This window comes from Gallibacterium anatis DSM 16844 = F 149, from assembly GCF_000379785.1.
Lineage (GTDB): Bacteria > Pseudomonadota > Gammaproteobacteria > Enterobacterales > Pasteurellaceae > Gallibacterium > Gallibacterium anatis.
Genome location: NZ_KB903680.1, coordinates 1 through 24033 on the forward strand (window position 1 = coordinate 1; position 24033 = coordinate 24033).

25 protein-coding genes are annotated in these 24033 nt (G+C 40.8%); 21 read left to right on the top strand and 4 right to left on the bottom strand.

Annotation, left to right across the window (positions count from 1 at the left end):
• Positions 1 to 185, top strand: a 185-nt coding sequence (locus tag A3EO_RS12575; RefSeq protein WP_409359782.1) for a transposase, incomplete at its 5' end; no start/stop codon positions are given.
• Positions 186 to 307: 122 nt separating this feature from the next.
• On the opposite strand, the gene A3EO_RS0102960 is transcribed toward A3EO_RS12575, so the two are convergent.
• Positions 308 to 1006, bottom strand: coding sequence for a fumarylacetoacetate hydrolase family protein (locus A3EO_RS0102960; protein WP_018345926.1), 699 nt, complete (start codon positions 1004 to 1006; stop codon positions 308 to 310).
• A gap of 201 nt (positions 1007 to 1207) precedes the next feature.
• On the opposite strand from A3EO_RS0102960, the gene A3EO_RS0102965 reads away from it, so the two are divergent.
• The 9 genes from A3EO_RS0102965 (at position 1208) to A3EO_RS0103005 (ending at position 10757) form a co-directional block, all read left to right on the top strand.
• Positions 1208 to 2164, top strand: a complete 957-nt coding sequence (locus A3EO_RS0102965; protein WP_018345927.1) for a Bug family tripartite tricarboxylate transporter substrate binding protein — start codon at positions 1208 to 1210, stop codon at positions 2162 to 2164.
• Positions 2165 to 2205: 41 nt separating this feature from the next.
• Positions 2206 to 2652: a tripartite tricarboxylate transporter TctB family protein gene (locus A3EO_RS0102970; protein ID WP_018345928.1), complete on the top strand. Its 447-nt coding sequence runs from the start codon at positions 2206 to 2208 to the stop codon at positions 2650 to 2652.
• Between the two features lie 9 nt (positions 2653 to 2661).
• Positions 2662 to 4176 (top strand): tripartite tricarboxylate transporter permease, encoded by a 1515-nt coding sequence (locus A3EO_RS0102975; protein ID WP_018345929.1) that lies wholly within the window; start codon positions 2662 to 2664, stop codon positions 4174 to 4176.
• A 14-nt stretch (positions 4177 to 4190) separates the two neighbouring features.
• Positions 4191 to 5120, top strand: a complete 930-nt coding sequence (locus A3EO_RS0102980) for a dihydrodipicolinate synthase family protein (RefSeq protein ID WP_018345930.1) — start codon at positions 4191 to 4193, stop codon at positions 5118 to 5120.
• 73 nt (positions 5121 to 5193) lie between these two features.
• Positions 5194 to 6114 (top strand): ribokinase, encoded by a 921-nt coding sequence (gene rbsK, locus A3EO_RS0102985; RefSeq protein ID WP_018345931.1) that lies wholly within the window; start codon positions 5194 to 5196, stop codon positions 6112 to 6114.
• A 37-nt stretch (positions 6115 to 6151) separates the two neighbouring features.
• Positions 6152 to 7147, top strand: a complete 996-nt coding sequence (locus A3EO_RS0102990) for a substrate-binding domain-containing protein (protein ID WP_018345932.1) — start codon at positions 6152 to 6154, stop codon at positions 7145 to 7147.
• A 133-nt stretch (positions 7148 to 7280) separates the two neighbouring features.
• On the top strand, positions 7281 to 8315 hold the full coding sequence (locus tag A3EO_RS0102995; protein ID WP_018345933.1) for a TAXI family TRAP transporter solute-binding subunit: 1035 nt from the start codon (positions 7281 to 7283) through the stop codon (positions 8313 to 8315).
• A 2-nt stretch (positions 8316 to 8317) separates the two neighbouring features.
• Positions 8318 to 8812, top strand: coding sequence for a DUF1850 domain-containing protein (locus A3EO_RS0103000; RefSeq protein WP_039152622.1), 495 nt, complete (start codon positions 8318 to 8320; stop codon positions 8810 to 8812).
• Positions 8781 to 10757 (top strand): TRAP transporter permease, encoded by a 1977-nt coding sequence (locus A3EO_RS0103005; RefSeq protein ID WP_018345935.1) that lies wholly within the window; start codon positions 8781 to 8783, stop codon positions 10755 to 10757. The genes A3EO_RS0103000 and A3EO_RS0103005 overlap by 32 nt, the downstream gene beginning before the upstream one ends.
• A gap of 57 nt (positions 10758 to 10814) precedes the next feature.
• On the opposite strand, the gene recQ is transcribed toward A3EO_RS0103005, so the two are convergent.
• Genes recQ through cyaY form a run of 3 tightly spaced genes read right to left on the bottom strand, consistent with a single transcriptional unit; the run spans position 10815 to position 13818 of the window.
• The gene (gene recQ / locus A3EO_RS0103010; RefSeq protein WP_013746316.1) at positions 10815 to 12656 is read right to left on the bottom strand and encodes a DNA helicase RecQ; all 1842 of its coding nucleotides are present in this window, start codon (positions 12654 to 12656) and stop codon (positions 10815 to 10817) included.
• On the bottom strand, positions 12646 to 13488 hold the full coding sequence (locus A3EO_RS0103015; RefSeq protein ID WP_018345936.1) for a phospholipase A: 843 nt from the start codon (positions 13486 to 13488) through the stop codon (positions 12646 to 12648). Before A3EO_RS0103015 ends, recQ begins: the two co-directional genes overlap by 11 nt.
• A gap of 15 nt (positions 13489 to 13503) precedes the next feature.
• Positions 13504 to 13818, bottom strand: a complete 315-nt coding sequence (cyaY, locus tag A3EO_RS0103020; RefSeq protein ID WP_018345937.1) for an iron donor protein CyaY — start codon at positions 13816 to 13818, stop codon at positions 13504 to 13506.
• A 245-nt stretch (positions 13819 to 14063) separates the two neighbouring features.
• On the opposite strand from cyaY, the gene lptM reads away from it, so the two are divergent.
• The 11 genes from lptM (at position 14064) to A3EO_RS0103075 (ending at position 23985) form a co-directional block, all read left to right on the top strand.
• On the top strand, positions 14064 to 14183 hold the full coding sequence (lptM, locus tag A3EO_RS13060) for an LPS translocon maturation chaperone LptM (RefSeq protein WP_018345938.1): 120 nt from the start codon (positions 14064 to 14066) through the stop codon (positions 14181 to 14183).
• Between the two features lie 21 nt (positions 14184 to 14204).
• A complete protein-coding gene (gene lysA / locus A3EO_RS0103030) occupies positions 14205 to 15458 on the top strand; it encodes a diaminopimelate decarboxylase (protein ID WP_018345939.1) in 1254 nt (417 codons plus the stop codon).
• Between the two features lie 190 nt (positions 15459 to 15648).
• Positions 15649 to 16011: a PepSY domain-containing protein gene (locus A3EO_RS0103035; protein ID WP_018345940.1), complete on the top strand. Its 363-nt coding sequence runs from the start codon at positions 15649 to 15651 to the stop codon at positions 16009 to 16011.
• A gap of 193 nt (positions 16012 to 16204) precedes the next feature.
• Positions 16205 to 17506: an MFS transporter gene (locus A3EO_RS0103040; protein ID WP_018345941.1), complete on the top strand. Its 1302-nt coding sequence runs from the start codon at positions 16205 to 16207 to the stop codon at positions 17504 to 17506.
• A 127-nt stretch (positions 17507 to 17633) separates the two neighbouring features.
• On the top strand, positions 17634 to 18329 hold the full coding sequence (locus tag A3EO_RS0103045; RefSeq protein ID WP_026210974.1) for an AzlC family ABC transporter permease: 696 nt from the start codon (positions 17634 to 17636) through the stop codon (positions 18327 to 18329).
• Entirely contained in the window at positions 18326 to 18619 is a 294-nt protein-coding gene (locus tag A3EO_RS0103050) for an AzlD family protein (protein WP_013746324.1), read from the top strand. Before A3EO_RS0103045 ends, A3EO_RS0103050 begins: the two co-directional genes overlap by 4 nt.
• Before the next feature lie 78 nt (positions 18620 to 18697).
• Positions 18698 to 20404 (top strand): proline--tRNA ligase, encoded by a 1707-nt coding sequence (gene proS, locus A3EO_RS0103055; RefSeq protein WP_018345943.1) that lies wholly within the window; start codon positions 18698 to 18700, stop codon positions 20402 to 20404.
• A 96-nt stretch (positions 20405 to 20500) separates the two neighbouring features.
• Positions 20501 to 20752 carry a YhdT family protein gene (locus A3EO_RS0103060; protein WP_013746326.1) on the top strand — a complete coding sequence of 84 codons (252 nt, stop codon included), beginning with the start codon at positions 20501 to 20503 and terminating at the stop codon, positions 20750 to 20752.
• Positions 20749 to 22200: a sodium/pantothenate symporter gene (gene panF, locus A3EO_RS0103065; RefSeq protein WP_018345944.1), complete on the top strand. Its 1452-nt coding sequence runs from the start codon at positions 20749 to 20751 to the stop codon at positions 22198 to 22200. Before A3EO_RS0103060 ends, panF begins: the two co-directional genes overlap by 4 nt.
• Positions 22181 to 23062 (top strand): 50S ribosomal protein L11 methyltransferase, encoded by an 882-nt coding sequence (gene prmA / locus A3EO_RS0103070; RefSeq protein ID WP_018345945.1) that lies wholly within the window; start codon positions 22181 to 22183, stop codon positions 23060 to 23062. The genes panF and prmA overlap by 20 nt, the downstream gene beginning before the upstream one ends.
• A gap of 110 nt (positions 23063 to 23172) precedes the next feature.
• Positions 23173 to 23985, top strand: coding sequence for a transporter substrate-binding domain-containing protein (locus A3EO_RS0103075; RefSeq protein ID WP_018345946.1), 813 nt, complete (start codon positions 23173 to 23175; stop codon positions 23983 to 23985).
• Positions 23986 to 24033 lie beyond the last annotated feature (48 nt).

A 24033-nucleotide genomic window follows, 5' to 3' on the forward strand; every position in this document is an offset into this window, starting at 1 on the left:
GCTATGCTCGTTATAGAGGATTATCCAAAGTGCAAATGCAATGCTTCCTTGCGGCAATGGCACAAAATATCAAGAAAATTGCCCTAGTGGTATGGGCTATTTTGTCTTATTTATGGCGTCAATTTTACTTGTTTGAGGCATGGGTAAAACAATCAGCGAAAATGACCGCTGGCACCGTTATCTGAAAGGAAAAGCAAGAGAAAAGCGACAAAGTAAAAAAACAAACCCACTTTTATCAAATGATTTTGGAAAGATGGGTTTGTCAGCAGTCTGAGGCTTCTCTTTGAGAGAAGCCTTTCGCCTGTGCTCACACAATATCCACTTTCAATTCGCCTAATTTATCAACCGCAACCACAATGTGATCGCCAATTTCCACTTTGCCGACACCTTTCGGCGTGCCAGTAAAAATTAAATCACCCGGCTGTAAACAAAAATAAGTTGATAGATGAGAAACTGTTTCCGCCACTGACCAAATTAATTGGTTAAGATCACTGCTCTGCCGCACGTCACCATTAACCCAAAGCTGAATCGCACCTTGCGACAAATGCCCCACTTCACTTACTAACGACACTTCACTTATTGGTGCAGAGTAATCAAATGCCTTACCAATTTCCCACGGTCGCCCCATCGCTTTCATCTCATTTTGCAAATCTCGTCTGGTCATATCCAAACCAACCGCATAGCCTACAACATAATCCAACGCCTTTTCCACAGCGATATTGGCGCCCGATTTACCGATTACCGCAACTAATTCACCTTCATAATGCAAATTTTTCGTTAAAGTCGGATAGGGAAAGGCATAACATTCATTCTGTTTGACACACTGCACCGCATCCGCCGGTTTACAGAAGAAAAACGGTGGTTCACGATCGGGATCGTGCCCCATTTCACGCGCGTGTTCCGCATAATTTCTGCCAACACAATAAACGCGATGCACCGCTATCTCGTCATTTGAATCTTTCACTGTGATTGTTGTTAACGGTGGCGGTGTGAATAGATATGCCATTTTGCTCTCCTTATTTGCTCAAACCAATGCCAAAACCTCAACAAAAATTACCATACAACCTTAAAACACTCGATTTTTTCATTTTATTTTTTGATCGACTTCACAAATTTGAATATTGCTTGTTTTAAGAAAATCGAAAATTGGTTATTTTTATCTCATCGAAACGTTTCGATATTTCTACAACTACGACGAGGTTCCATTATGAAAAAACTTGCTACTAAAACATTACTTTTATGTTCTCTCTTTTCATCAGTTGCAGTTGCATTTGCAGCTTATCCAGAAAAGCCAATATCTATTATCGTGCCTTGGGGTGCTGGTGGTAATACAGACACTATTGCCCGTTTAGTTGCTAAAGGACTACAAACTGAATTAGGAGTAAATGTTAATGTTATAAACAGAACCGGTGGCAGTGGAGTAGTAGGACATGATGCAATAAAAAGAGCCAGAGCCGATGGATATACTTTAGGAGTTGCTACTGCTGAAATTGCATTGATGAGACATCAAAAAATGACTGATCTAAGTTATCAAGATTATACAAATATTGTTCGTTTAGCCGTTGTTCCAGGTGGAATTCAAGTCAGTAAAGATTCTCCATATAAAGATCTAAATAGTCTTATTGATGCAATTAAACAAAACCCTGGAAAATTAAAAGCATCTGGAAGTGGCTTAAATTCCATTTGGCACTTAAATTTACTCGGTATTTTGAAAAGTCTCAATCAACCTGAAGATGCTGTTAAATTTGTTCCATCTCAAGGTGCTAGCGCGGCCTTACAAGAGCTAATTTCAGGAGGTATTGATTTCACAACTTCGTCACCTGGAGAAGCTAAAAGTATGACTGATGCTGGATTAGTAAAACATTTAGCCATTACTTCTGATGGTAAAGATACTTTATATCCGGATATTCCTGTATTTAAAGACGTAACTAAAACAAATTGGACTTTAGGAGGATGGAACGTTCTCGTTGGACCTAAAGGATTACCCGAAGACGTTCAAGAAAAATTAGTAAAAGCAATGGAAAAAGTCTATGCCAGTGGCGAATTACAACAATTTGCTCACAAACAAGGTTTTGATGTTAGTGCTTTATACGGAAATGATCTTATTCAATTTATGAAAAATGAAGACACTAAATTTGGTGACTTGTTATCAACCGATAAATAATTAAGGAGATAGATCCCTGAAAAGGGATCTATATAATAGCTATGCTTAGATTATTAACCCCTCTATTTATTTTTATATTAGGATTAACTATCTCTCTATATAGTTATTATACTTATGCAGACTTTTCCAGTTATGGTGCTGCATTTTTCCCTACTATCATTGGTATTTTTGTGTCTTTTTTCTCTATCATAGACTTTTTAATGGAACTAAAAATACGGAATAAATATATATTTCAATCATTTAATTTCAAAAGAGATATCTTGAGTACATTATTAATAATCACTTTAATTTTCTCTTACCTTATTGTGTCAGAATATATAGGATTTATCTTAACATGCAGTTTAATTCTGATAACACTTACTATTCCTTTATTAAAAACAAAGAAACTAATTACAACCATATTTTTAATTATTCTATCTATAGCTATTTATATACTTTTTGCTAAAGTACTATTAGTTTCTTTACCTACTGGAATATTATTTTATTAGGGAGTATTTATGGATATTTTGATATCAGCAATATCTTATATAAATATTAATGCTATATTAGCTATTCTTGCTGCCGGGCTATTTGGATTATTTGTAGGTGCTATACCAGGATTAACCGCTACTATGGCTGTTGCTTTATTAGTTCCATTTACTTTCTTTATGGATCCTATTCCCGCTCTCGCATTAATGATTTCTGTCGGAGCATCATCAATTTATGCAGGTGATATTCCTGGTGCACTTCTACGCATTCCAGGAACTCCTGCATCAGCAGCTTATGTTGATGATGCCTATTCATTGGTCAAAGCAGGAAAAGTCAATCGCGTATTAGGACTGGGCTTGTTAAGTTCCGTAATAGGTGGTGTAATCGGAACTATTATTCTCTCACTTGCTGCACCAAGTTTAGCAAAATTTGCCTTAAAATTTAGTTCATTTGAATATATGTGGTTATCTCTACTAGGTTTAAGTTGTGCTACTTTAATTGCAGGGAAATTTATCACTAAAAGTTTAGTAACTCTATTATTCGGCATTACTTTGTCAACTATAGGGTTTGATGAATTTACTGGACAAGCTAGGTTTACCTTTGGCTTTGTATCACTTTATGAAGGTATTAGCTTCATACCTGCAATGATAGGTTTATTTGCTATATCTGGTGCTATTGAATATTATGCTAATAGATATAAATTCATTGATAAATCGAATTCTAATAATAATTTTAATCAGCCAAAATCTTTAAATCTATTCAGTGGATTAGGAAAAGTATTAGCTAGACGAAAAATTAGTATATTAAGAAGCAGCATTCTAGGAACATTAATAGGAGCATTACCTGGAGCTGGGGCAGATATTGCAGCTTGGATTTCTTATGCAATATCAAAAAAATCATCTAAAACACCAGAGCAATATGGGAAAGGATCAGAAGATGCTATTATTGACTCATCCAGTAGTAATAATGCTAGTTTAGCTGGAAGTTGGATTCCTTCATTAGTTTTCGGAATCCCCGGTGACTCTGCAGCTGCTATTATTATTGGGGTGTTATATATGAAAGATATGCAACCGGGTCCATCATTATTCTTATTTCAACCTGATAAGTTATATGCTGTTTTTATCTTATTTCTAATAGCTAATATTGCTTTAATTCCATTAGCTTTAATCGTAGTAAATTTTCTTAAAAAAATCATACAGATTAATAAAGACATTCTATATCCAATTATTATTATATTCAGCATCATTGGTTCTTTTGCAATTAATAACTCCGTAGAGGCAATTATTGTAATGGGATTAATGGGAGTAATTGGCTATTTTCTACAAAAAAATACTTATCCAATATCACCAATAATTCTAGGAATGATATTAGGTCCTATGTTAGAAAGAAATCTGCTTGCTTCATTAACAAAAGCAGATGGAAATCTAATGGCTTTCATAGAAAGACCGGTTTCTATGTTACTCGCAATTCTATTTTTAATAGTTGTCATCTTACAAATATATGGAATTATTAAAAACTTTAAAGATAAACATTCTAATGAATAAATATGGAGAATAAAATGAAACTTCAAGGAATCATCCCTGTAATGCTAACCCCATTTAAAGAAAATAATGAAATAGATTACGATGGATTACGTCGATTAACAGATTGGTATATTGATAATGGCGCAAATACTCTTTTTGCAGCATGTCAATCCAGCGAAATACAATATTTATCTCTAGAAGAGCGTATTAATATTACAAAAACTGTCGTTTCTCAGACTAATGGAAGAATACCTGTTGTTGCATCAGGCCATATTAGTGAACAGTTGAATGATCAAGTAGAAGAATTAAACGCAATTTATGATACAGGTGTCGATGCGGTTATTTTAATAACTAATAGACTTGATGTTAATAATCAAGGGACATCAGCTCTAAAACAACATTTTGAGAAATTAATCACTCAATTACCTCAAGATATAAAATTAGGATTATATGAATGTCCTGCCCCATTTCGCAGATTATTGACAGATGAAGAAATCAGTTATTTTGCTCAATTAGAAAATATGCTGGTATTAAAAGATGTTTCTTGTGATCTATCAACTGTAAAAAGAAGAGTTGAACTTACAAAAAATAGCAATTTGAAAATAGTTAATGCTAATGCATCTATCGCGTTTGAAGCAATGAAAGCTGGTTCTGAAGGTTTTTCTGGGGTCTTTAATAATATTCATCCGGATCTATATGCTTGGTTATATAAAAACAGATTTTCAACTCATCCTTTAGTCACAGAAATTGCTCACTTTCTTGCCATCTGTGGAGCTGCGGAAAGTTTCGGATATCCAAATATTGCAAAATTAATGCATACAAAATTAGGTACATTTAAATGTTATAACTCAAGAGTTATTAAGGAAGACCTTATTACTAAATATTGGGCGGTAGAAGATCTGCTAAATCATATCATGCAAGCTTCCGATGACTACCGTAAAAAAATTACAGAAAGTGGTCTTTAATCTATGCTTTAAGGTGCGCCTTGCTGCGCACCATTAAAAATAAATTTTCAGTTGATAACTAAGGGCAAGCAAAATGCAAAAACTCACCATTCTTGGCAGTATTAATGCCGATCACGTTATTCAAGTTCCTCATTTTCCACAACCGGGAGAAACTTTATCCGGTCAAAATTACCATATCGTCTATGGCGGGAAAGGTGCAAATCAAGCGGTGGCGGCGGCTCGCTTGGGGGCAAAAGTTGATTTTATTGCTTGTATTGGCGAAGACAAAATCGGGCTTGAGATGAAACAGGCTTTTCAAAAAGATGGCATAAACACCGAAAGCATCGCTACAATTCAAGGTGAAACGACTGGTATCGCTATGATCCAAGTTGCCGACAGCGGTGAAAACAGTATCGTCATTTCAGCCGGTGCCAATGCTCATCTCACCACCAACATTGTGGACAAATTTAAACAGAAAATTCTTGATGCCGATGCGCTCTTGATGCAACTGGAAACGCCGTTGGACGCCATTATTTATGCCACCAAAATTGCTAAACAAGCCGGCAAACACACTGTGCTAAACCCGGCGCCGGCAAAAGCGTTACCGGATGAGTTACTTGCTCAATTAACAATGATTACCCCGAATGAAACCGAAGCAGAAGTACTGACCGGCGTCAAAGTGGTAGATGAACAGAGCGCGGCACAGGCTGCGGCAGTGTTTCATCAAAAAGGGGTTGCCATTGTTTTGATTACATTGGGGGCAAAAGGGGTATTTATCAGTCACAATGCATTACAAAAAATTATCCCCGGCTTCCGTGTTCAGGCAAAAGACACCACCGCCGCCGGCGATACTTTTAACGGTGCGTTGGTAACTGCATTGTTGGAACAGAAATCACTGGAAGAAGCGATTCAGTTTGCCCACGCGGCAGCCGCTATCAGTGTTACCCGTTTCGGTGCGCAAACTTCTATTCCGAGCCGTCAGGAAACGCTCGATTTTTTAGCCAATATCAAATAGCATAACTTAAATTATTCAAATAAAAGGCAAAACTGTTATGGCAACAATGAAGGATATTGCACGGATAGCGAAAGTTTCAACTTCAACCGTATCACACGTAATCAACAATACACGTTATGTCAGTGATGAGATACGTGAAAAAATTATGAAGGTTGTCAATGAGTTAAATTATACCCCTTCCGCTGTTGCCCGCAGTTTAAAAGTAAAAGAGACAAAAACATTGGGAATGTTGGTTACTGCCACCAGCAATCCGTTTTTCGCCGAAGTAGTGAGCGGTGTGGAACAATATTGCAATCAGCACCACTACAACTTGATCATTTCCAGTATCGATGGCAACGAACAACGCTTGCAGCAGAATATTCAAACTTTAATTCAAAAACAGGTGGACGGATTGCTGTTAATGTATTCCGACACTCGCCACGCAATGGTGGAACAGTTAAATCTAAATTTGCCGATTGTGGTAATGGACTGGTGGCCGACCGAACTAAATGCCGATAAAATTTATGAAAATTCAGAATTTGGTGCTTATCTTGCCACAAAAACCTTAATTGAGCAGGGACATAAAAATATCGCTATTATTACGGGTAAATTGGATAAATCCTTAGCTCACAACCGTTTGCTCGGTTACCAAAAAGCGTTGCAGGATGCGCATTTGCCGATCAACTCTGATTGGATCATTGAAAGCCATTTTGATTTTGAAGGTGGCGTAGAGGGGATGAAAAAATTGTTACAGATTACGCCTCGCCCTACAGCCGTTTTCGCCTGTAGCGACACCATTGCGGTCGGCGTTTATCAAGTGGCTTGGCAACAAGGATTACGCATTCCGCAAGATATTTCTGTCATCGGTTACGACAATATTATGTTGGCGCAATATCTCACCCCACCGCTAACCACAATTCATCAACCTAAAGCAGAATTGGGCAAATTAGCAGTGGAAACCTTATTGGAAAGGATTAAATCGCCGGATCTGGAATATAAAACCACAATGTTACAGCCACAATTAATTTGGCGTGCTTCAGTCGCTAAAATTTAGATAAAATCCAAAATTTCCTATTTTTTTTGTGATCTCATTCAAAAAATTTCAAAATTCTTCTTGCAAAATTTAAATTTAACAAGTAGCTTACAAAACTCATCCATTTCAATAACACAACATCAAGGTGGCTACTATGACAAATTTTAAAAAGCTTCTTCTCTCTTCTTTGCTTGTTTCATCCGTTGCATTGGTCGGCTGTAATGACGAAAAAGAGAAATCAACAGCATCTGCAAATACCGCTGAACCGGCAAAAACGGCTGAAACAGCATCTGCCACAAGCGCACCGAAACTCGCCTCTAAATTTGTAACCATCGCCACCGGCGGTGCCTCCGGACCATATAATATTATCGGCACTACTCTGGCAGAGGTTTATTCCAATGAATTAAAAGCGAATTCCAAAACGCAAACCACCGGTGCCTCCGTTGAAAATATCAATTTGCTCAACAGCAAAAAAGTGGAAATGGCATTTGTTATGCGTGATGCATTAAGCGATGCTGTAAACGGTTTAGGCAGCTTTGAAAACAAAAAAGTGACCACTGTCAATGAACTTGCTGCACTCTATCCGAATTTTGTGCAAATCATCACGTCCAAAAAAACCGGCATTAAAACTATCGCTGATTTGAAAGGACATCGTGTCGCTACCGGTGCGCAAAACTCCGGTGTAGAAGTCAATGCACGTAAGTTATTGGCAGGATTTGGCATTACTTATAACGATATTACCGTTGATTATCTCGGTTATGCCGAAGCGGTTGACGCACTTAAAGCCGGCAGAATTGATGCGGCATTCTTAACCAGCGGTTTGCCGAACTCTTCATTAATGGAATTACAACAAGGTTTCGATTTGCAGCTTGTCAGCATTCCTAAAGAAGGTGCGGAAAAGATTATGCAACAATATCCATATTTTACTTCAATGGCGATTCCGGCAGGCACTTACAATAATGCAGAAGATGTTCCTACCATCGCAATCCGCAATGCACTCATTGTGCGCTCTGATCTAAGTAATGATGATGTCTATTTGCTCACTAAAACTTTCTTTGAAAATATGGATAAATTGAAATCTTCACATCAAGCAGTGAAAGATATTAATTTGGAAGAAGCACAAAAAGGCTCTATCGCGCCACTTCATCCGGGTGCAAAACGTTACTATGATGAAGTGAGTAAAAAATAGGTATGCGGAACGTTACTAAGATAGGTATTGTTGCAGTTTTAGCAGTAATATCCATCTTGATTTTCCGTGTCGACACACTCTATTTGCAACTGCCGAATAGTGTGTGTCGCCTACCAAGCAAAGAATTCACACTACAATGGAGACATTCCGTAGAAAAACAGTTGTGGCAAGAACATTATGCTCAACAAGGTAACTCACTGATTTTAGACAAAATCTTTCAACAAACGTTTGGTGCCGGTTCGCCGGCAAGTGGCGAATATATTCCTGCACCGAAAGGATTTGTCGGTTACCGTGCCCACATTGTTATGCCACAATTAAATTGGGTTGTTTCCTCAAATATGCAGGGCGTTTTATTTACTGATAATTCGATTATTCCTGTTTTTAAACTGGTTCCCGATTATACAGAGATAAAAATTATACCAACAAAACAGAACCTCATTTCTTTTATATTAGGAGTGAAATGCAATGTCGAACCAACAAGTAAAACCAGCGAGTGATTATCAAGAAATCCTCGAAAAATATGACAAAGAATCGGTGGTAAAAACCGGACAATCTCAATGGCAGAAACATATTATTACTATTGTGGCTGTCGCTTATTCGTTATTTCATCTTTATATCACTTTTTACCCAATGCCTACGCTACTACAGCGTGCGTTACACGTCGGCATTGGGGCATTGCTCATTTTTCTTGTTTATCCCGCTGCGAAAAAATACAGTAAACGCGGCATTATGTGGTTTGACTGGATTTTGGGCATCTTGGCACTCATCACCGCCGGCTATCTGTGTTATGAATATGATGCACTGATGACCACTCGCGGCGGTATTCCAAACGAAAACGACATTATTTTCGCCATTATCACTACCTTGATCGTGATTGAAGCGGCACGGCGTTTAACCGGCTATATTCTTATCATTTTTTCGCTATTGTTCCTGCTCTATCCATTTATCAGTTCAATGGATTTTATGCCGGATCGGCTATTAACACGGTATTATGATATCGGTGATATTTTCGGACAGCTCTATCTGAAAACCGAAGGATTATACTCTTCCGCTATCGGTGCTTCAGTCAGTTTTATTTTCCTCTTTATTCTTTTCGGTGCATTCTTAGCAAAATCCGGAATGGGAAAACTCTTCAACGATTTAGCATTAGCACTGGCAGGAAGTCGTCAAGGCGGACCGGCAAAAGTGGCGGTTATCTCCAGCGGTTTTATGGGAAGTATTAATGGCGCAGCCGTCGCAAATGTGGTCAGTACCGGCGCTTTCACTATTCCGTTGATGAAAAAAATCGGTTATCACCCAAATTTTGCCGGCGCAGTCGAAGCCAGTGCCTCTGTCGGCGGACAAATTTTGCCACCAATTATGGGCGCAAGTGCTTTCATTATGGCAGAAACCACCGGCGTGAAATACAGCACCATCGCTTTAGCGGCGCTGCTGCCGGCACTGCTCTACTATATCAGTGTCATCGCACAAGTACATTTTCGTGCCGGTAAGCGTAATCTCAAGGGTTTATCCAAAGATCAACTGCCGCAACTGAAATTAGTGATGAAAGAACGCGGGCATATGTTCATTCCAATTATCGCTTTGGTTGCATTTTTAATTGAATCCGTACCGGTCGGTTATGCAGCAAGTTACACCATTTTAATTACCATTGTTGTCAGCTGGTTACGCAAAGAAACCAGAATGGGGTTAAAAGAGATTATCGAAGCGTTAGAAGACGGCGCTAAACAGTCATTGCCGGTAATGGCAGCCTGTGCCGTAGTCGGAATTATCATCGGCGTAGTCAACCTCACCAGTTTCGGTACCGTAATGACCTCCTATATCGTCACATTCGGTGCCGGTTCATTACTGCTCACACTGATTCTCACAATGTTGGCATCCATCGTGTTGGGAATGGGATTACCATCAATTCCCGCCTATATCATCACCGCTACTATGGCGGCACCGGCATTGGCAGATTTCAACATTCCATTATTAGTCAGCCATATGTTCGTCTTTTATTTCGGTATTTTCGCCAACATCACACCGCCGGTGGCATTAGCCTCTTTTGCCGGCGCAGGAATTGCCGGCGGCGATCCGATGCGCACAGGATGGCAATCATTAAAATTAGCGCTAGCCGGCTTTATCATCCCATTTATCTTCGTTTACAACCCGAATATGTTGATGATTGATATCAATAATGCCGTTATTACCGCTAACTCATTCCCACTTCCGGCAGTGACAGAAATCATTTCCGTCTGTGTCACTTCAATTTTAGGTGTAATCGGACTTTCCGCCGCAATCGAAGGTTATTTCAAACATAGCATTAATAACATTTTCCGCATTATTCTGGCTGTAGGCTCAGTATTGCTTATTTCTCCGGAATTTATCTCCGATATTATCGGCATCACTATTCTGGCAATAATGTTAATCATCAACCTCAAACAGGCGAAAATGGCAGGGTAATTTACACAGACTCCTCCTATTCTAGGATAGGAGGGGTGCTGATAGCATTGATGTCTATTATTTTTTGTTTTCTAAATAACGCAAAATCACCGCCAAAAACGGTTGGGCGTAGCGTTCTAATTTTTTGAAACCTACACCATTGATTTGCAGCATTTCTGAAAGTGTTGTCGGCATTTCTCGCGCCATCTCTTCTAAAGTGGCATCGTTAAATACCGCATAAGGCGGAATGTTATCCCGATCGGAGAGTTGTTTCCTTAATTTGCGTAATTGGTTAAAGAGTTCCCGATCGCCCTGTTGTGCTTGATAGTGATGGGCGTGGTTAATCATTGAAAGATTTTGTCGTGGGGTTGCTAATGATAACGTCATTTCTCCGCGCAAAATCGGTCTGGCTGCCTCAGTAAGCTGAAGCGCCGAATAATTGGCAATATTTTGGCTTAAAAAACCTAAATGAATTAATTGACGGATCACACTGTGCCAATACTCTTGTGATTTATCCTTGCCGATACCAAAAACAGATAATTTATCATGTTGTAATTCTTGAATTTTCTGATTTTGCACGCCTCGCAACACTGCAATCACATAATAACTACCGAATTTTTGTCCGGTACGATAAACCGTAGAAAGGATTTTTTGCGCATCAATCAAACCATCATATTTTTTCGGTGGGTTAAGGCAAATATCGCAGTTATTGCAAGGTTGATGGCGATGTTCGGCAAAATAATTCAGTAACACCAAGCGGCGACAAGTTTGTGCTTCGGCAAATTCGCCCATTGCTTGCAATTTATGCTGTTCAATCATTTTTTGTGATGAATCGGGTTTTTCCTGCAATAATTTATTCAACCACAAATAATCTTGATGATCATAAAACAGCACCGCTTCCGCCGGCAGATCATCACGCCCTGCCCGACCGGTTTCCTGATAATAGGCCTCAATACTTCTCGGCAGATCATAATGCAACACAAAACGGATATTCGGTTTATTAATGCCCATTCCGAATGCAATGGTGGCAACAATAATTTGGATATTGTCACGTTGGAAATCGTGTTGAACCTGCTCCCTGATTTCATTGCTAAAACCGGCGTGATACGCCTTTGCGGAAATCCCTTTACGCTGCAACATTTCCGCCAATCTTTCCACTTTGTTACGGCTGTTGGCGTAAATAATGCCACTCTTGCCTTTTTGCGATTTGACAAATTTAAGCAACTGTTCTTGCGGTTTAAATTTTTCCACTACGGTATAACGGATATTGGGTCTATCAAAACTTCCAATATAAACAAAGGGTTGCTGTAAATTAAGTAATTCCAGAATGTCTTCTCGAGTAACGCGATCTGCCGTTGCGGTTAGTGCCATAATCGGAATGTGAGGAAAAACACGCGTTAAACTGCGTAGCTGTGAATATTCCGGACGAAAATCGTGCCCCCATTGCGAGATACAATGAGCTTCATCAATCGCAATAAAACTCACCTGACACTGCTGAATAAAATAGAAAAACGCTGTGGTCATCACTTTTTCCGGCGAAATATAGAGCAATTTCAATTTTCCGGATAACGCCTGTTGTTCAATTTCTCGTTGCTGTTCCAAAGTTTGACTTGAATTCAGATAAGCGGCTGCAACGCCGTTTGCGGTCAGTTGATCGACTTGATCCTGCATTAAAGCAATCAAAGGGGAAACCACAAGCGTCAATCCGGGAAAACAGAGCGCCGGTATTTGATAACAAAGCGATTTGCCGCCACCGGTCGCCATCAGAATAAAGCTGCTTTGACCTTGTAATGTCGCGGCAATAATCTGTTGCTGCCCTTGACGGAATTGCTGATAACCAAAAACGTCCTGAAGAATGGATTTTGCACGGATAAGATCAGGCGATAACACCTCAGCCTGATCTTCTGAATTAGAACACATTGTTTAAACTGATACCTAAACCGATGCGATCGGTGGAACGGTTATAGTCCAATAATGATTCGCCATAACCGTGATAATATTGCGCATAAACACGAACATATTTGGCAATTGGATAACTCCACGAAAGCTCCATTCCGCCTTTATTGGTTCGTGGATTATAACGTGCAGTCGTTTTCAGAATATGTTCATCAAACCGATAACCCACGCTGACATCACCATAACCATAATAATCAACAATATCCGGATTATCATCATCCGCCGCTTTTTCCGGAATACGCCAATAAGGTTTTAATTCGACCAACCAGTTATCCTTACTGAAGCCAGCTCGTAAATAAAGCCGATTCCAGCTGCGTGATTTTAACTGTTGATCACTACGCCCGTTTGATGTGTGAACCACGCCGGTTTCAACATCCACTAATTTCCAACCAAACGGCAAATCATAGTCGGTAGCCCACGCTACAAACAGCTGTGGTTGATAATTACTTTCACGGAATGGCGAAGATTCGCCACGATTACTGAACTGAAACCACGAACGCTGGGTATATGCACCGGCAAGTACGGAATTTTTACCCAAAATCCCTTTCCATAACGGCAAAGCAACACTGATCTGGAATTTGATCTCATCGTGGCGCATATTTTCCGGGTAGTTGTAATTTTTATTGGAGAATGTTTCCATTAAATAATTCTGTTCGTATGGTCGCAATCCCACAAAATTATCCGGCGCTTGTGTCAATAACAGTGCGGTTCTGCTTTGATAAGGTAATAAACTAGCCGTTGCCGATGATAATGCCAATAATGTAGAAAATGCGACCAAGCAATGTCTGAAACGCATCTCTGCTCCTATTTTTTATTGATTGGAAAATTCAACCTGTTCGCCGTATGCCGCACAGGCCTCGCTTAAATAATGCCAAAAATTCTTGCCTTCCGCATTTAACCATTGTCCATTCTGATAGCGGAAATGGTAGCCGCCCAATTTGCTTGCCAGCCATAATTCCTGTAGCGGCTCCTGTTTATTCACCACAATTTGGCTGCCATCATCGAAGGTAATGGTAAAAACTGAACCTTGCGTATCACAATCCACATCGCAATCCTGCTGTTCCAGTTCTTCCTCTATCTGCTGCCAAGTTTGCTCAACAATTTGATGATATTCTGCATTATTCATAATCAATTTCTCCCAAAATAAGCGGTCATTATAGAGATTTTCAGCGGTTAGAGATAGCATAACGCACAAATTAATGATAAAAAGAGCATCTATTGATTAAGGATCACATTATGTTTCAATTCACGGCATAACAGATAAAATGTAACGCAATGAACTGCTCTGATTTGGCAAGAATAACACTTCGCCCAAAGCAAAAACACGCTATCGCCGTGAACGGTGGGACTTCAACTATTTAGGAATTTTCAATGAAAAAATTATTTCTTACTCTTATTCTAGGCAGCTTATTCTTAACCGCTTGTGGCGTGAAAGGGCCATTATATATGCCACCTGCCGATAATTCGGAACAACAGCAACAAGCACAATAATTTTGAGGTTAAAACAGATTTATGGATTATTTCAATTATAAAAATGATCAATTAATGGCAGAAGAGATCTCTGTCAAACAGCTTGCACAACAATTCGGTACGCCTTTGTATGTTTATTCGCGCGCCACATTGGAGCGCCACTGGCACGCTTTTGATTCTGCGTTACAAGGGCATCCGCACCTTATCTGTTTTGCCGTAAAATCCAACCCGAATATCGCTTTATTAAATTTACTCGCCAAATTAGGTTCTGGCTTTGATATTGTTTCGCAAGGCGAACTTGAGCGTGTGTTAGCCGCCGGCGGTGACGCCAATAAGGTGGTGTTTTCAGGTGTAGCAAAATCCTATAGTGAAATTGAACGCGCATTAGAAGTTGGCATTCGTTGCTTCAATGTAGAATCAGAAGCTGAATTGCTGCGCATTAATCAGGTCGCAGAAAAATTAAATAAAAAAGCGCCGATCTCCTTGCGTGTTAATCCGGATGTGGATGCCAAAACGCACCCTTATATCTCCACCGGATTAAAGAAAAATAAATTCGGTGTCAGTGTGGAACGCGCCAGAGAGGTGTATCGCTTGGCAAAAACATTGCCACATATTCAAATTGTCGGTATGGATTGCCACATTGGTTCACAACTTACTGAATTACAACCGTTTTTAGATTCAGCGGATCGTTTATTAGTTCTGTTGGAACAGCTGCGCCAAGACGGCATTGAATTACAACATCTCGATCTCGGTGGCGGTTTGGGTGTGCGTTACAGCGATGAAACACCGCCACATCCGACTGAATATGCCAGTGCGTTATTAGCGAAATTTAAACAATATCCGGAGTTGGAAATCATCCTTGAACCGGGGCGAGCCATCAGTGCCAATGCCGGTATTTTGGTGACCAAAGTAGAATATTTAAAATCAAACGAAGATTTTAATTTTGCCATCGTTGATGCCGGAATGAATGATATGATCCGTCCGGCGTTGTATCAGGCTTATATGGAGATTATTGAGGCGGATCGCACCTTAGATCGTGAAAGCAAAGTTTATGATGTTGTCGGTCCAATCTGCGAAACATCAGATTTTCTCGGCAAAGGCAGATCATTGGCGATCGCCGCCGGTGATTTTATTGTACAACGTTCAGCCGGTGCCTATGGTGCAAGTATGGCTTCAAACTATAACTCTCACCCGCGCGCAGCGGAAGTTTTGGTGGATGGCGACAAAGCTCATCTCATCAAACGCCGCGAACGTTTTGAAGAGTTATGGGCGTGTGAACAACTTATTACCGAATAAAATCTCTTTTTACAGGGCGATATGGCTAAAATTTCGCCCTGTATTTCACCTCATTGCAAATTTTTCAAAAAATTTACCTTTCTAATTCTTCGCTAATTTTTCATTTTTATACTTGCAACCACTGAAAACACAGAATGTCTGCTTACCCATTTGTGTTTGAAGTAACCATCATAAAAGGAGCACAAATAAAATGTCTAAAATAACAAAAAAAATCGCAATGTTATCAAGCGCCGCCTTGTTGGCAATTGGTACAGCACAGGTGAGTTTGGCGGATAATGATGACTTTCCACGTTTGGAAAGCGCATTAAATGCCAGCAAAATTACTCTTGTACAAGCGATTGATATCGCAACACAAAAACAGGCGGGAACAGTGGTTGAAGCTGATTTCCATCCGCATAGAAAGGGAAATCCTTTTTATGAAGTGGAAATTTTAACCAGTGACAAACAATTAAAAGAACTTCGTATTGATGCGGTTACTTCTGAAGTCATCAGAAACGAAGTGAAAGACACCGGCTGTCGTGATGGTGATAGACACCATAGACGTAGTCACTAGCGATTACTTATTCCAACGATCTTAAATCAACTAAACTAAATTACCCCCAACTTTGCAGTAGTCAGAAACGGCTACTGCTTTTTTTACTTAAATTCCTGTTTCCTTACTAATTCGTTTCCGTTATTATCGACATTCTTTTAACAAAAATAATATTTCAATAACGTAAAACCATTTTAATAAGGAAGGAATTTTTATGTCTTTACGCAACGCTATCGCAACAAGCCCAATGAGCGCATTTCAATGGAGCATTGTTGTTATTGCCGCCATTATGAACCTGCTTGACGGTTTTGATGTGCTTGCGCTCGCCTTCACTGCTACTGCCATTCGTCAAGAATTTGCTTTGAGCGGTGTTGAGCTGGGTACGCTATTAAGTGCCGGATTATTAGGAATGACCGCCGGTTCACTTTTTCTCGCACCAATAGCAGACAAAATTGGACGTAGACCATTATTAATTATTGCGGTTTTATTATCCGCCATCGGGATGTTCGGCTCCGCCTTTACGCCAAACCAACAATGGTTAGCATTCTGGCGTGTAGTTACCGGCTTGGGCGTAGGCGGCATTTTAGTCGGCACCAACGTTTTGACCAGTGAATACTCCTCGCAACGTTGGCGTAGTTTAGCTATCAGCATTTATGCCGCCGGATTTGGTGTCGGTGCCGTGTTAGGGGGAATGTTTTCTGTAATGCTACAAGCAGAATATGGTTGGCGTTCCGTCTTTTTAGCCGGTGCGGTTCTGACTGCAATCTGTTTAGTCATCGTTATTTTTTGGTTACCTGAATCAATTGATTTTCTGTTAGTGAAACAACCTAAAAATGCGCTACGAAAACTCAATCGCATTACCGTAAAAATGGGGTTGGGTGATCAATGGCAACTACCTGAAAAAACAGCAGAAAATCGCACTTCCACTTTGCCGTTTTCGCGTCTGTTGCAGCAAGATTATCGCCGCTCTACACTCCTTTTATGGACAGCATTCTTTACCATTATGTTCAGCTTCTATTTTATCAGTTCGTGGACACCTGCTTTGTTAAAAGAAGCCGGAATGACTATGGAACAAAGCGTGAGTATCGGGATGATGATCTCTCTCGGCGGTACGGTCGGCGCACTGTTTTTTGGTTTATTGGCAAGTTATTGGTCGCCTAAAAAAGTATCGGTTATTTTTACTATACTTTCAGCACTGGTGGTTGTCTGTTTTATTTTATCCAGCTCGATCCTTTGGCTGGCAATGATTCTCGGTATTTTAGTCGGTGCCTTGATCAACGGTTGCATCAGTGGGCTTTACACTTTAAACCCTAGTGTTTATGCCGCGGAAATTCGTAGCACCGGCGTAGGCACAGCGATCGGTGTCGGACGTATCGGAGCTATTTTAGCACCAACCATCGCCGGCATTCTGTTAGATCAGGGTTGGGATAAGCAGAGCCTTTATATCGGCGTTGCCATTGTATTATTACTCTCCACGTTGGTGTTAAGCTATCTAAAAACTTACCAAAAAGATTAATGTTTATGATGGCGTGTTGACACGCCATCCATAGAAAGCGCAAATATTAGGTTTGATAACTAGCCATTATCAAAATCTTGGTTATACTGATTCCCTTTCTATTTCTGTTGTCACGATATAAGACTGTATGCAACAAACTAAGCAAAAAATGATGTTACAAGGCTTCAAAGATGCCTTCCCCGTGATGCTCGGTTTTATCCCTTTCGGTTTTGTTTTAGGCGCTCAAGCCGCTGCACAACATATGAAAGTGTGGCAAGTGCCGTTTATGACCGGTGTAAATTTTGCCGGCGGTTCGGAATTTGCCGCAGTAGGATTATGGGCTTCACCGCCGCCATTATTGCTAATTGCAATGGCGACTTTATTGATCAATTGTCGCCATATTTTGATGAGCGCCGCACTTACTCCTTATTTAAAAGGTATTTCCCTACCAAAATCTTTGCTCGTACTATTCTTTATGTGCGATGAGTGTTGGGCATTGGCATTGAATCACATCAAACAAAACGCGTTGCGCCAGCTCAATCTACATTATTACTTCTGTATGGCATTGTCGCTTTACAGCACTTGGATTATCTCAACGGCAGTTGGTGCTTGGTTGGGGCCGGTATTAGGTGGTATTAAGCAATACGGTTTTGATATGGCTTTTGTTGCCGTATTTTTGGTGTTGCTCAAAGGAATGTGGGCGGGTTTTCGTCCAGCGATTGCTTGGTTAGTCAGCCTGTTAGTGGCAGCACTTAGCTATAAATTTATCGATGGCGCTTGGTATGTTTTATTAGGCACCGTCAGCGGTTTAATAGTTGCTTGGTGGTTGGAGAAACACAAATGAGTTGGGAAGTATTAACCATTCTATCTATGGCGGCGGTAACCTATTCAACCCGGCTGCTCGGTTTCTTTTTACTACAAAAGAAACAATTAAGTCCGACAGCAAAAAACTTATTGGCTCAAGTACCAGCGTGCGTACTAATTTCTGTTATTGCACCGGAATTTACTAGCAGTAATCCAGCGGACTGGATCGGATTAATCATCACCTTTTTAGCGGCAATCCGTTTTTCATTTTTACCAACTGTTATTATCGGCATTATAGCAACCGGGATTGCTAGACATTTTCTTGGTTAATTCGGTTCAGCTATTCCGCCAATCGGTGGCAAATGCTAGAATACCGCCAATTTTTTTGTTTTTTAATGGAATTTTATTATGCGTACTAGTCAATATTTACTTTCAACCTTAAAAGAAACTCCAACTGATGCCGAAGTGGTCAGTCACCAATTAATGCTGCGCGCCGGTATGATCCGTAAACTTGCTGCCGGTTTATACACTTGGTTGCCAACCGGTGTTCGCGTATTGAAAAAAGTGGAAAATATTGTGCGTGAAGAGATGAATAAAAGCGGTGCTATTGAAGTAATAATGCCGGTAGTTCAACCAGCTGATCTCTGGCAGGAATCTCATCGTTGGGAGCAATACGGCCCTGAATTACTCCGCTTTACCGATCGTGGCGACCGCCCGTTCGTGCTTGGCCCGACTCACGAAGAGGTCATCACCGATTTGGCTCGTCGTGAATTATCTTCTTACAAACAGTTGCCGATCAATCTTTATCAAATTCAAACTAAATTCCGTGATGAAGTCCGCCCACGTTTCGGGGTAATGCGTTCTCGCGAATTTATTATGAAAGATGGTTACTCTTTCCACTTGGATAAGGAAAGTCTACAACAGACTTATGATGTAATGCATCAAACTTATTGTAATATTTTCAATCGTTTAGGTTTGGATTTCCGTCCGGTTCAAGCGGATAACGGTTCTATCGGCGGTAACGGTTCGCACGAATTCCAAGTGTTGGCAGATAGCGGTGAAGATGACATCGTCTTCTCTACCGAATCTGATTACGCGGCAAATATTGAAATGGCGGAAGCGGTTGCATTGGGCGAACGCCAAGCAGCAACAGAAGAATTTCGTATCGTTGATACTCCGAATGCTAAAACCATCGCCACATTGGTAGAACAATTTAATTTACCGATTGAAAAAACCGTCAAAACCTTGATTGTAAAAGGGGCGGAAGAGGGTAAATTGGTTGCTTTATTAGTGCGTGGCGATCACGAATTAAATGAAGTTAAAGCAGAAAAATTACCGCAAGTGGCATCCCCATTAACTTTTGCCACTGAAGAAGAGATTCGTGCGGCTGTCGGTGCCGGTCCGGGTTCATTAGGGCCACTTAATCTGCCATTGGAAATTGTCATTGATCGTACCGTTGCCAATATGAGCGATTTCGGTGCCGGTGCCAATATTGATGGCAAACACTATTTTGGTATTAACTGGGATCGTGATTTGCCAACGCCACAAATTGCCGATATCCGCAATGTAGTAGAAGGCGATCCAAGCCCTTGTGGTAAAGGAACCTTGTTAATTAAACGTGGTATTGAAGTTGGCCATATTTTCCAACTTGGTAAAAAATATTCTGAAGCAATGAAAGCTACTGTACAAGGCGAAGACGGCAAACCACAAACAATGATGATGGGCTGTTACGGTATTGGTATTACTCGTGTGGTGGCAGCCGCAATTGAGCAAAGTCACGATGAACGAGGCATTATTTGGAGCGATACGCTTGCCCCATTCCAAGTGGCAATTGTGCCAATGAATATGCACAAATCAGCCGCTGTACAACAATATGCGGAAGAACTTTATCAAACATTGTTAGCACAGGGCGTTGAAGTCTTATTTGATGATCGCAAAGAGCGTCCGGGCGTAATGTTTGCCGATATGGAATTAATCGGCATTCCGCATATGATCGTGATCGGTGAGAAGAACCTTGAAAAAGGCGAAATTGAGTATAAATCTCGCCGCAGCGGTGAAAAACAGATGGTTGATAAACAACAACTTGTTAAATTTATTTTAGAAAAATTGCAATAACGTTACGTTATTTATATGATGGGCTTGGTGATCACCAAGCCCTTTGTCTTTAAAGGGAAAATAATAAAAGACACTGATCAATTACAGGAGTAAACAATGTCGAAAATACAACGTTATCGTCAAGCCACAAAAGAAGCCAAAATAACACTGCTGTTAGCTGTTCTTTATGTTATCGGTTGGTGTATCTGTGCTTATTTGCCTGAAAACAGTGCCGGCCCCTTAGGTTTTCCATTATGGTTTGAATTGGCTTGCATCTATTTGCCGATTCTCTTTATTGTGGTCTGCCACTGGGTGATCAAAATTTTCTTTCAAGAAATGCCATTGGATGATGATAAGGAGTCAAAATGAATCTTGGTGTTATTTTCCCGCTTGTCATTTATTTAGCCTTTATTTTTGGTGCCGCATTGTATGCTTACAGCAAACGGCATCAAGGTGATTTTCTGACCGAATATTATGTCGGTAACCGCTCGATGACCGGCTTTGTATTGGCAATGACCACCGCAGCAACTTACGCCAGCGCCAGCTCTTTTGTCGGTGGCCCCGGTGCAGCTTATAAATTCGGCTTGGGCTGGGTATTGCTGGCAATGATTCAAGTGCCGGTTGTGTGGTTGGCATTAGGTACGCTCGGCAAAAAATTTGCCATGTTATCTCGCGAAACCAATGCGCTCACCATTAATGACGTGCTCTTTTATCGCTACAAAAATAAATATTTAGTCTGGATCGCCTGTTTCGCATTGTTGATTGCTTTTTTTGCAGCAATGACGGTGCAATTTATCGGCGGCGCACGTTTATTGGAAACCACTATCGGCTTAACTTATACGCAGGCATTATTGATTTTCGCCATTACCGTCGGGTTATATACCTTTATCGGCGGTTTTCGTGCCGTAGTGTTAACCGACACTATTCAAGGCACGGTGATGATTCTCGGCACTGTCATTCTGTTATTCGGTGTCATCTATGCCTCCGGCGGTGTTGAGAATGCCATCAACACACTCAACGCCATCGATCCGGCACTCGTTTCGCCTTACGGCCCGAACGAAATGTTAAGTTTCTCTTTTATGGCATCATTCTGGGTGTTGGTCTGCTTCGGCGTTATCGGATTGCCTCATACCGCCGTGCGTTGTATGTCATATAAAGACAGCAAAGCATTACATCGAGGAATGATTATCGGCACTATTGTGTTATCCATTGTGATGTTCGGAATGCACCTCGCCGGCGCATTAGGACGCGCGGTTATTCCTGATTTAACCATTCCCGATCAAGTCATTCCAGCTTTAATGGTCAAAGTGTTGCCGCCGATTATCGCCGGCATTTTCCTCGCCGCACCAATGTCTGCAATTATGTCGACCATCGATGCGCAACTTATTCAATCCTCCTCTATTTTTGTGAAGGATCTTTACCTTTCCGCCAAACCGGAAGCTGCCAAAAATCAGAAAAAAATCAGCCGGTTCTCCACTTTATTAACGCTGACCTTAAGTGCATTATTGGTGCTCGCCGCACTAAATCCGCCGGATATGATTATTTGGCTCAATTTATTTGCGTTCGGCGGTTTGGAAGCTGCCTTTTTATGGGTTATCATTCTCGGGCTTTATTGGGATAAAGCCAATGCTTACGGCGCAATCGCCTCAATGCTCACCGGCATTGGCGTTTATATTGGCTTTACTACCGCTGCGATCAAACCGTTCGGATTACACGCCATCGTGCCTTCACTTGCATTGGGTTTAATCGCTTTTTTAATTGCAAACAAATTTGGTGAAAAACAGATAAAGGATAATTATGGCTTGGCTACAAATTAGATTAAACAGCACAAATGAACTGGCGGAACAACTTAGCGATTGTTTAGAAGAGTTAGGGGCAGTTTCCGTCACTTTTATGGACAGCAAGGATACACCGATTTTTGAACCTTTGCCCGGCGAAACTCGCCTTTGGGGAAATACCGATGTAATGGCATTGTTCGATGCGGAAACCGATATGCAAGCGATTGTTGCAGCCTTGCGTGAACAGGGGCAAATTCACGAGCAAAGTGCCTACAAAATTGAGCAAATCGAAGACAAAGATTGGGAACGTGAGTGGATGGATAATTTCCATCCGCTTAAATTTGGCAAAAGATTATGGATCTGTCCAAGCTGGCGCGAAATTCCTGATCCGACCGCAGTAAATGTGATGTTAGATCCGGGTCTTGCTTTCGGTACCGGCACCCACCCGACAACTGCGCTCTGTTTAGAATGGCTTGATTCCCTTGATTTACAAGATAAAACCGTGATTGACTTCGGTTGTGGTTCCGGCATTCTCGCGATTGCCGCCCTAAAATTAGGTGCAAAAAATGCGATCGGGATTGATATTGATCCACAAGCGATCCAAGCCAGTCGTGAAAATGCCAAACGTAACGGTGTCGAAGATCGTTTACAGCTCTACCTTTCTGCCGATACACCGAACGATCTTAAAGCGGATGTCGTGGTTGCCAATATTTTAGCCGGACCATTAAAAGAGCTTGCACCTATCATCTCATCTTTAGTGATCACTCAAGGGAAACTTGGGCTTTCCGGCGTGTTATTCACACAAAGTGAGGCTGTCGCCGCCGCTTATGCCGATCAATTTGAACTCGATCCGGTAGCGGAGCGTGAAGAGTGGTGTCGAATCACCGGCAACAAAAAGTAACCAATTTTTATAACCTTTAGTTATAAAAAAATACAATCAGCTATTTTAACTCTTTGGATAGTCACGTTAGACTGCTCAAAGAGTTTTAAAACATTTTAAGGAAAATAGTGATGAAAACGATTAAACAATACTTAAAAACCACATTTTTAGTCACCTTAGGTTTTGCTTTAGCGCAATCCGCATTTGCATTAAGCAACGAAGAAGCGGCTGCCGATTTAGCCAAACGAGTCAATGATAAAGGCACAATCGTGGTCGGTACCGAAGGTACCTATCCTCCATTTACTTACCACGATGAATCAGGAAAATTAACCGGCTATGATGTTGAATTAACTCGCTTAGTAGCAAACGAACTTGGAGTTAAAGTCGAGTTTAAAGAAACCCAATGGGATGCAATGCTTTCCGGTTTAAACAACCACCGTTTTGATTTGGTTGCCAATCAGGTTGCATTAACCACACCTGAACGCCGTGCGAAATATGACAAATCACTTGCGTACAGTTACTCAGGTGCGGTGGCAGTAGCTCGCAAAGGTGATCAACGCATTAAAGAGTGGGCGGATCTTAAAGGCTTAAAATCAGCACAATCTTTTACCAGCAACTATGGTGAATTAGCCACCAAAAACGGTGCGGAAATTGTCGGAGTTGACGGTTTGGCTCAAGCATTACAATTAGTGTTACAGAATCGTGCCGATGTGACTTTAAATGACCGTTTAGCGGTATTGGATTTCTTACACAAACATCCGAATGCTAATCTTGAAATTATTCTCCGCGATAAAAACCAACTCGGTTCAGGTTTTATCTTTAACAAAGGTAATGCTGCCGTGATTGAGAAAGTAAATGCCGCCATTGAAAAATTGAAAAAAGAGGGCAAATTGAAACAGCTTTCAGAACAATTTTTCGGTGAGGATGTTTCTACTATTCAGTAAAAAACCTGTTATCAAAACACCTTGAATAATAGACTGCCCCTATAGATT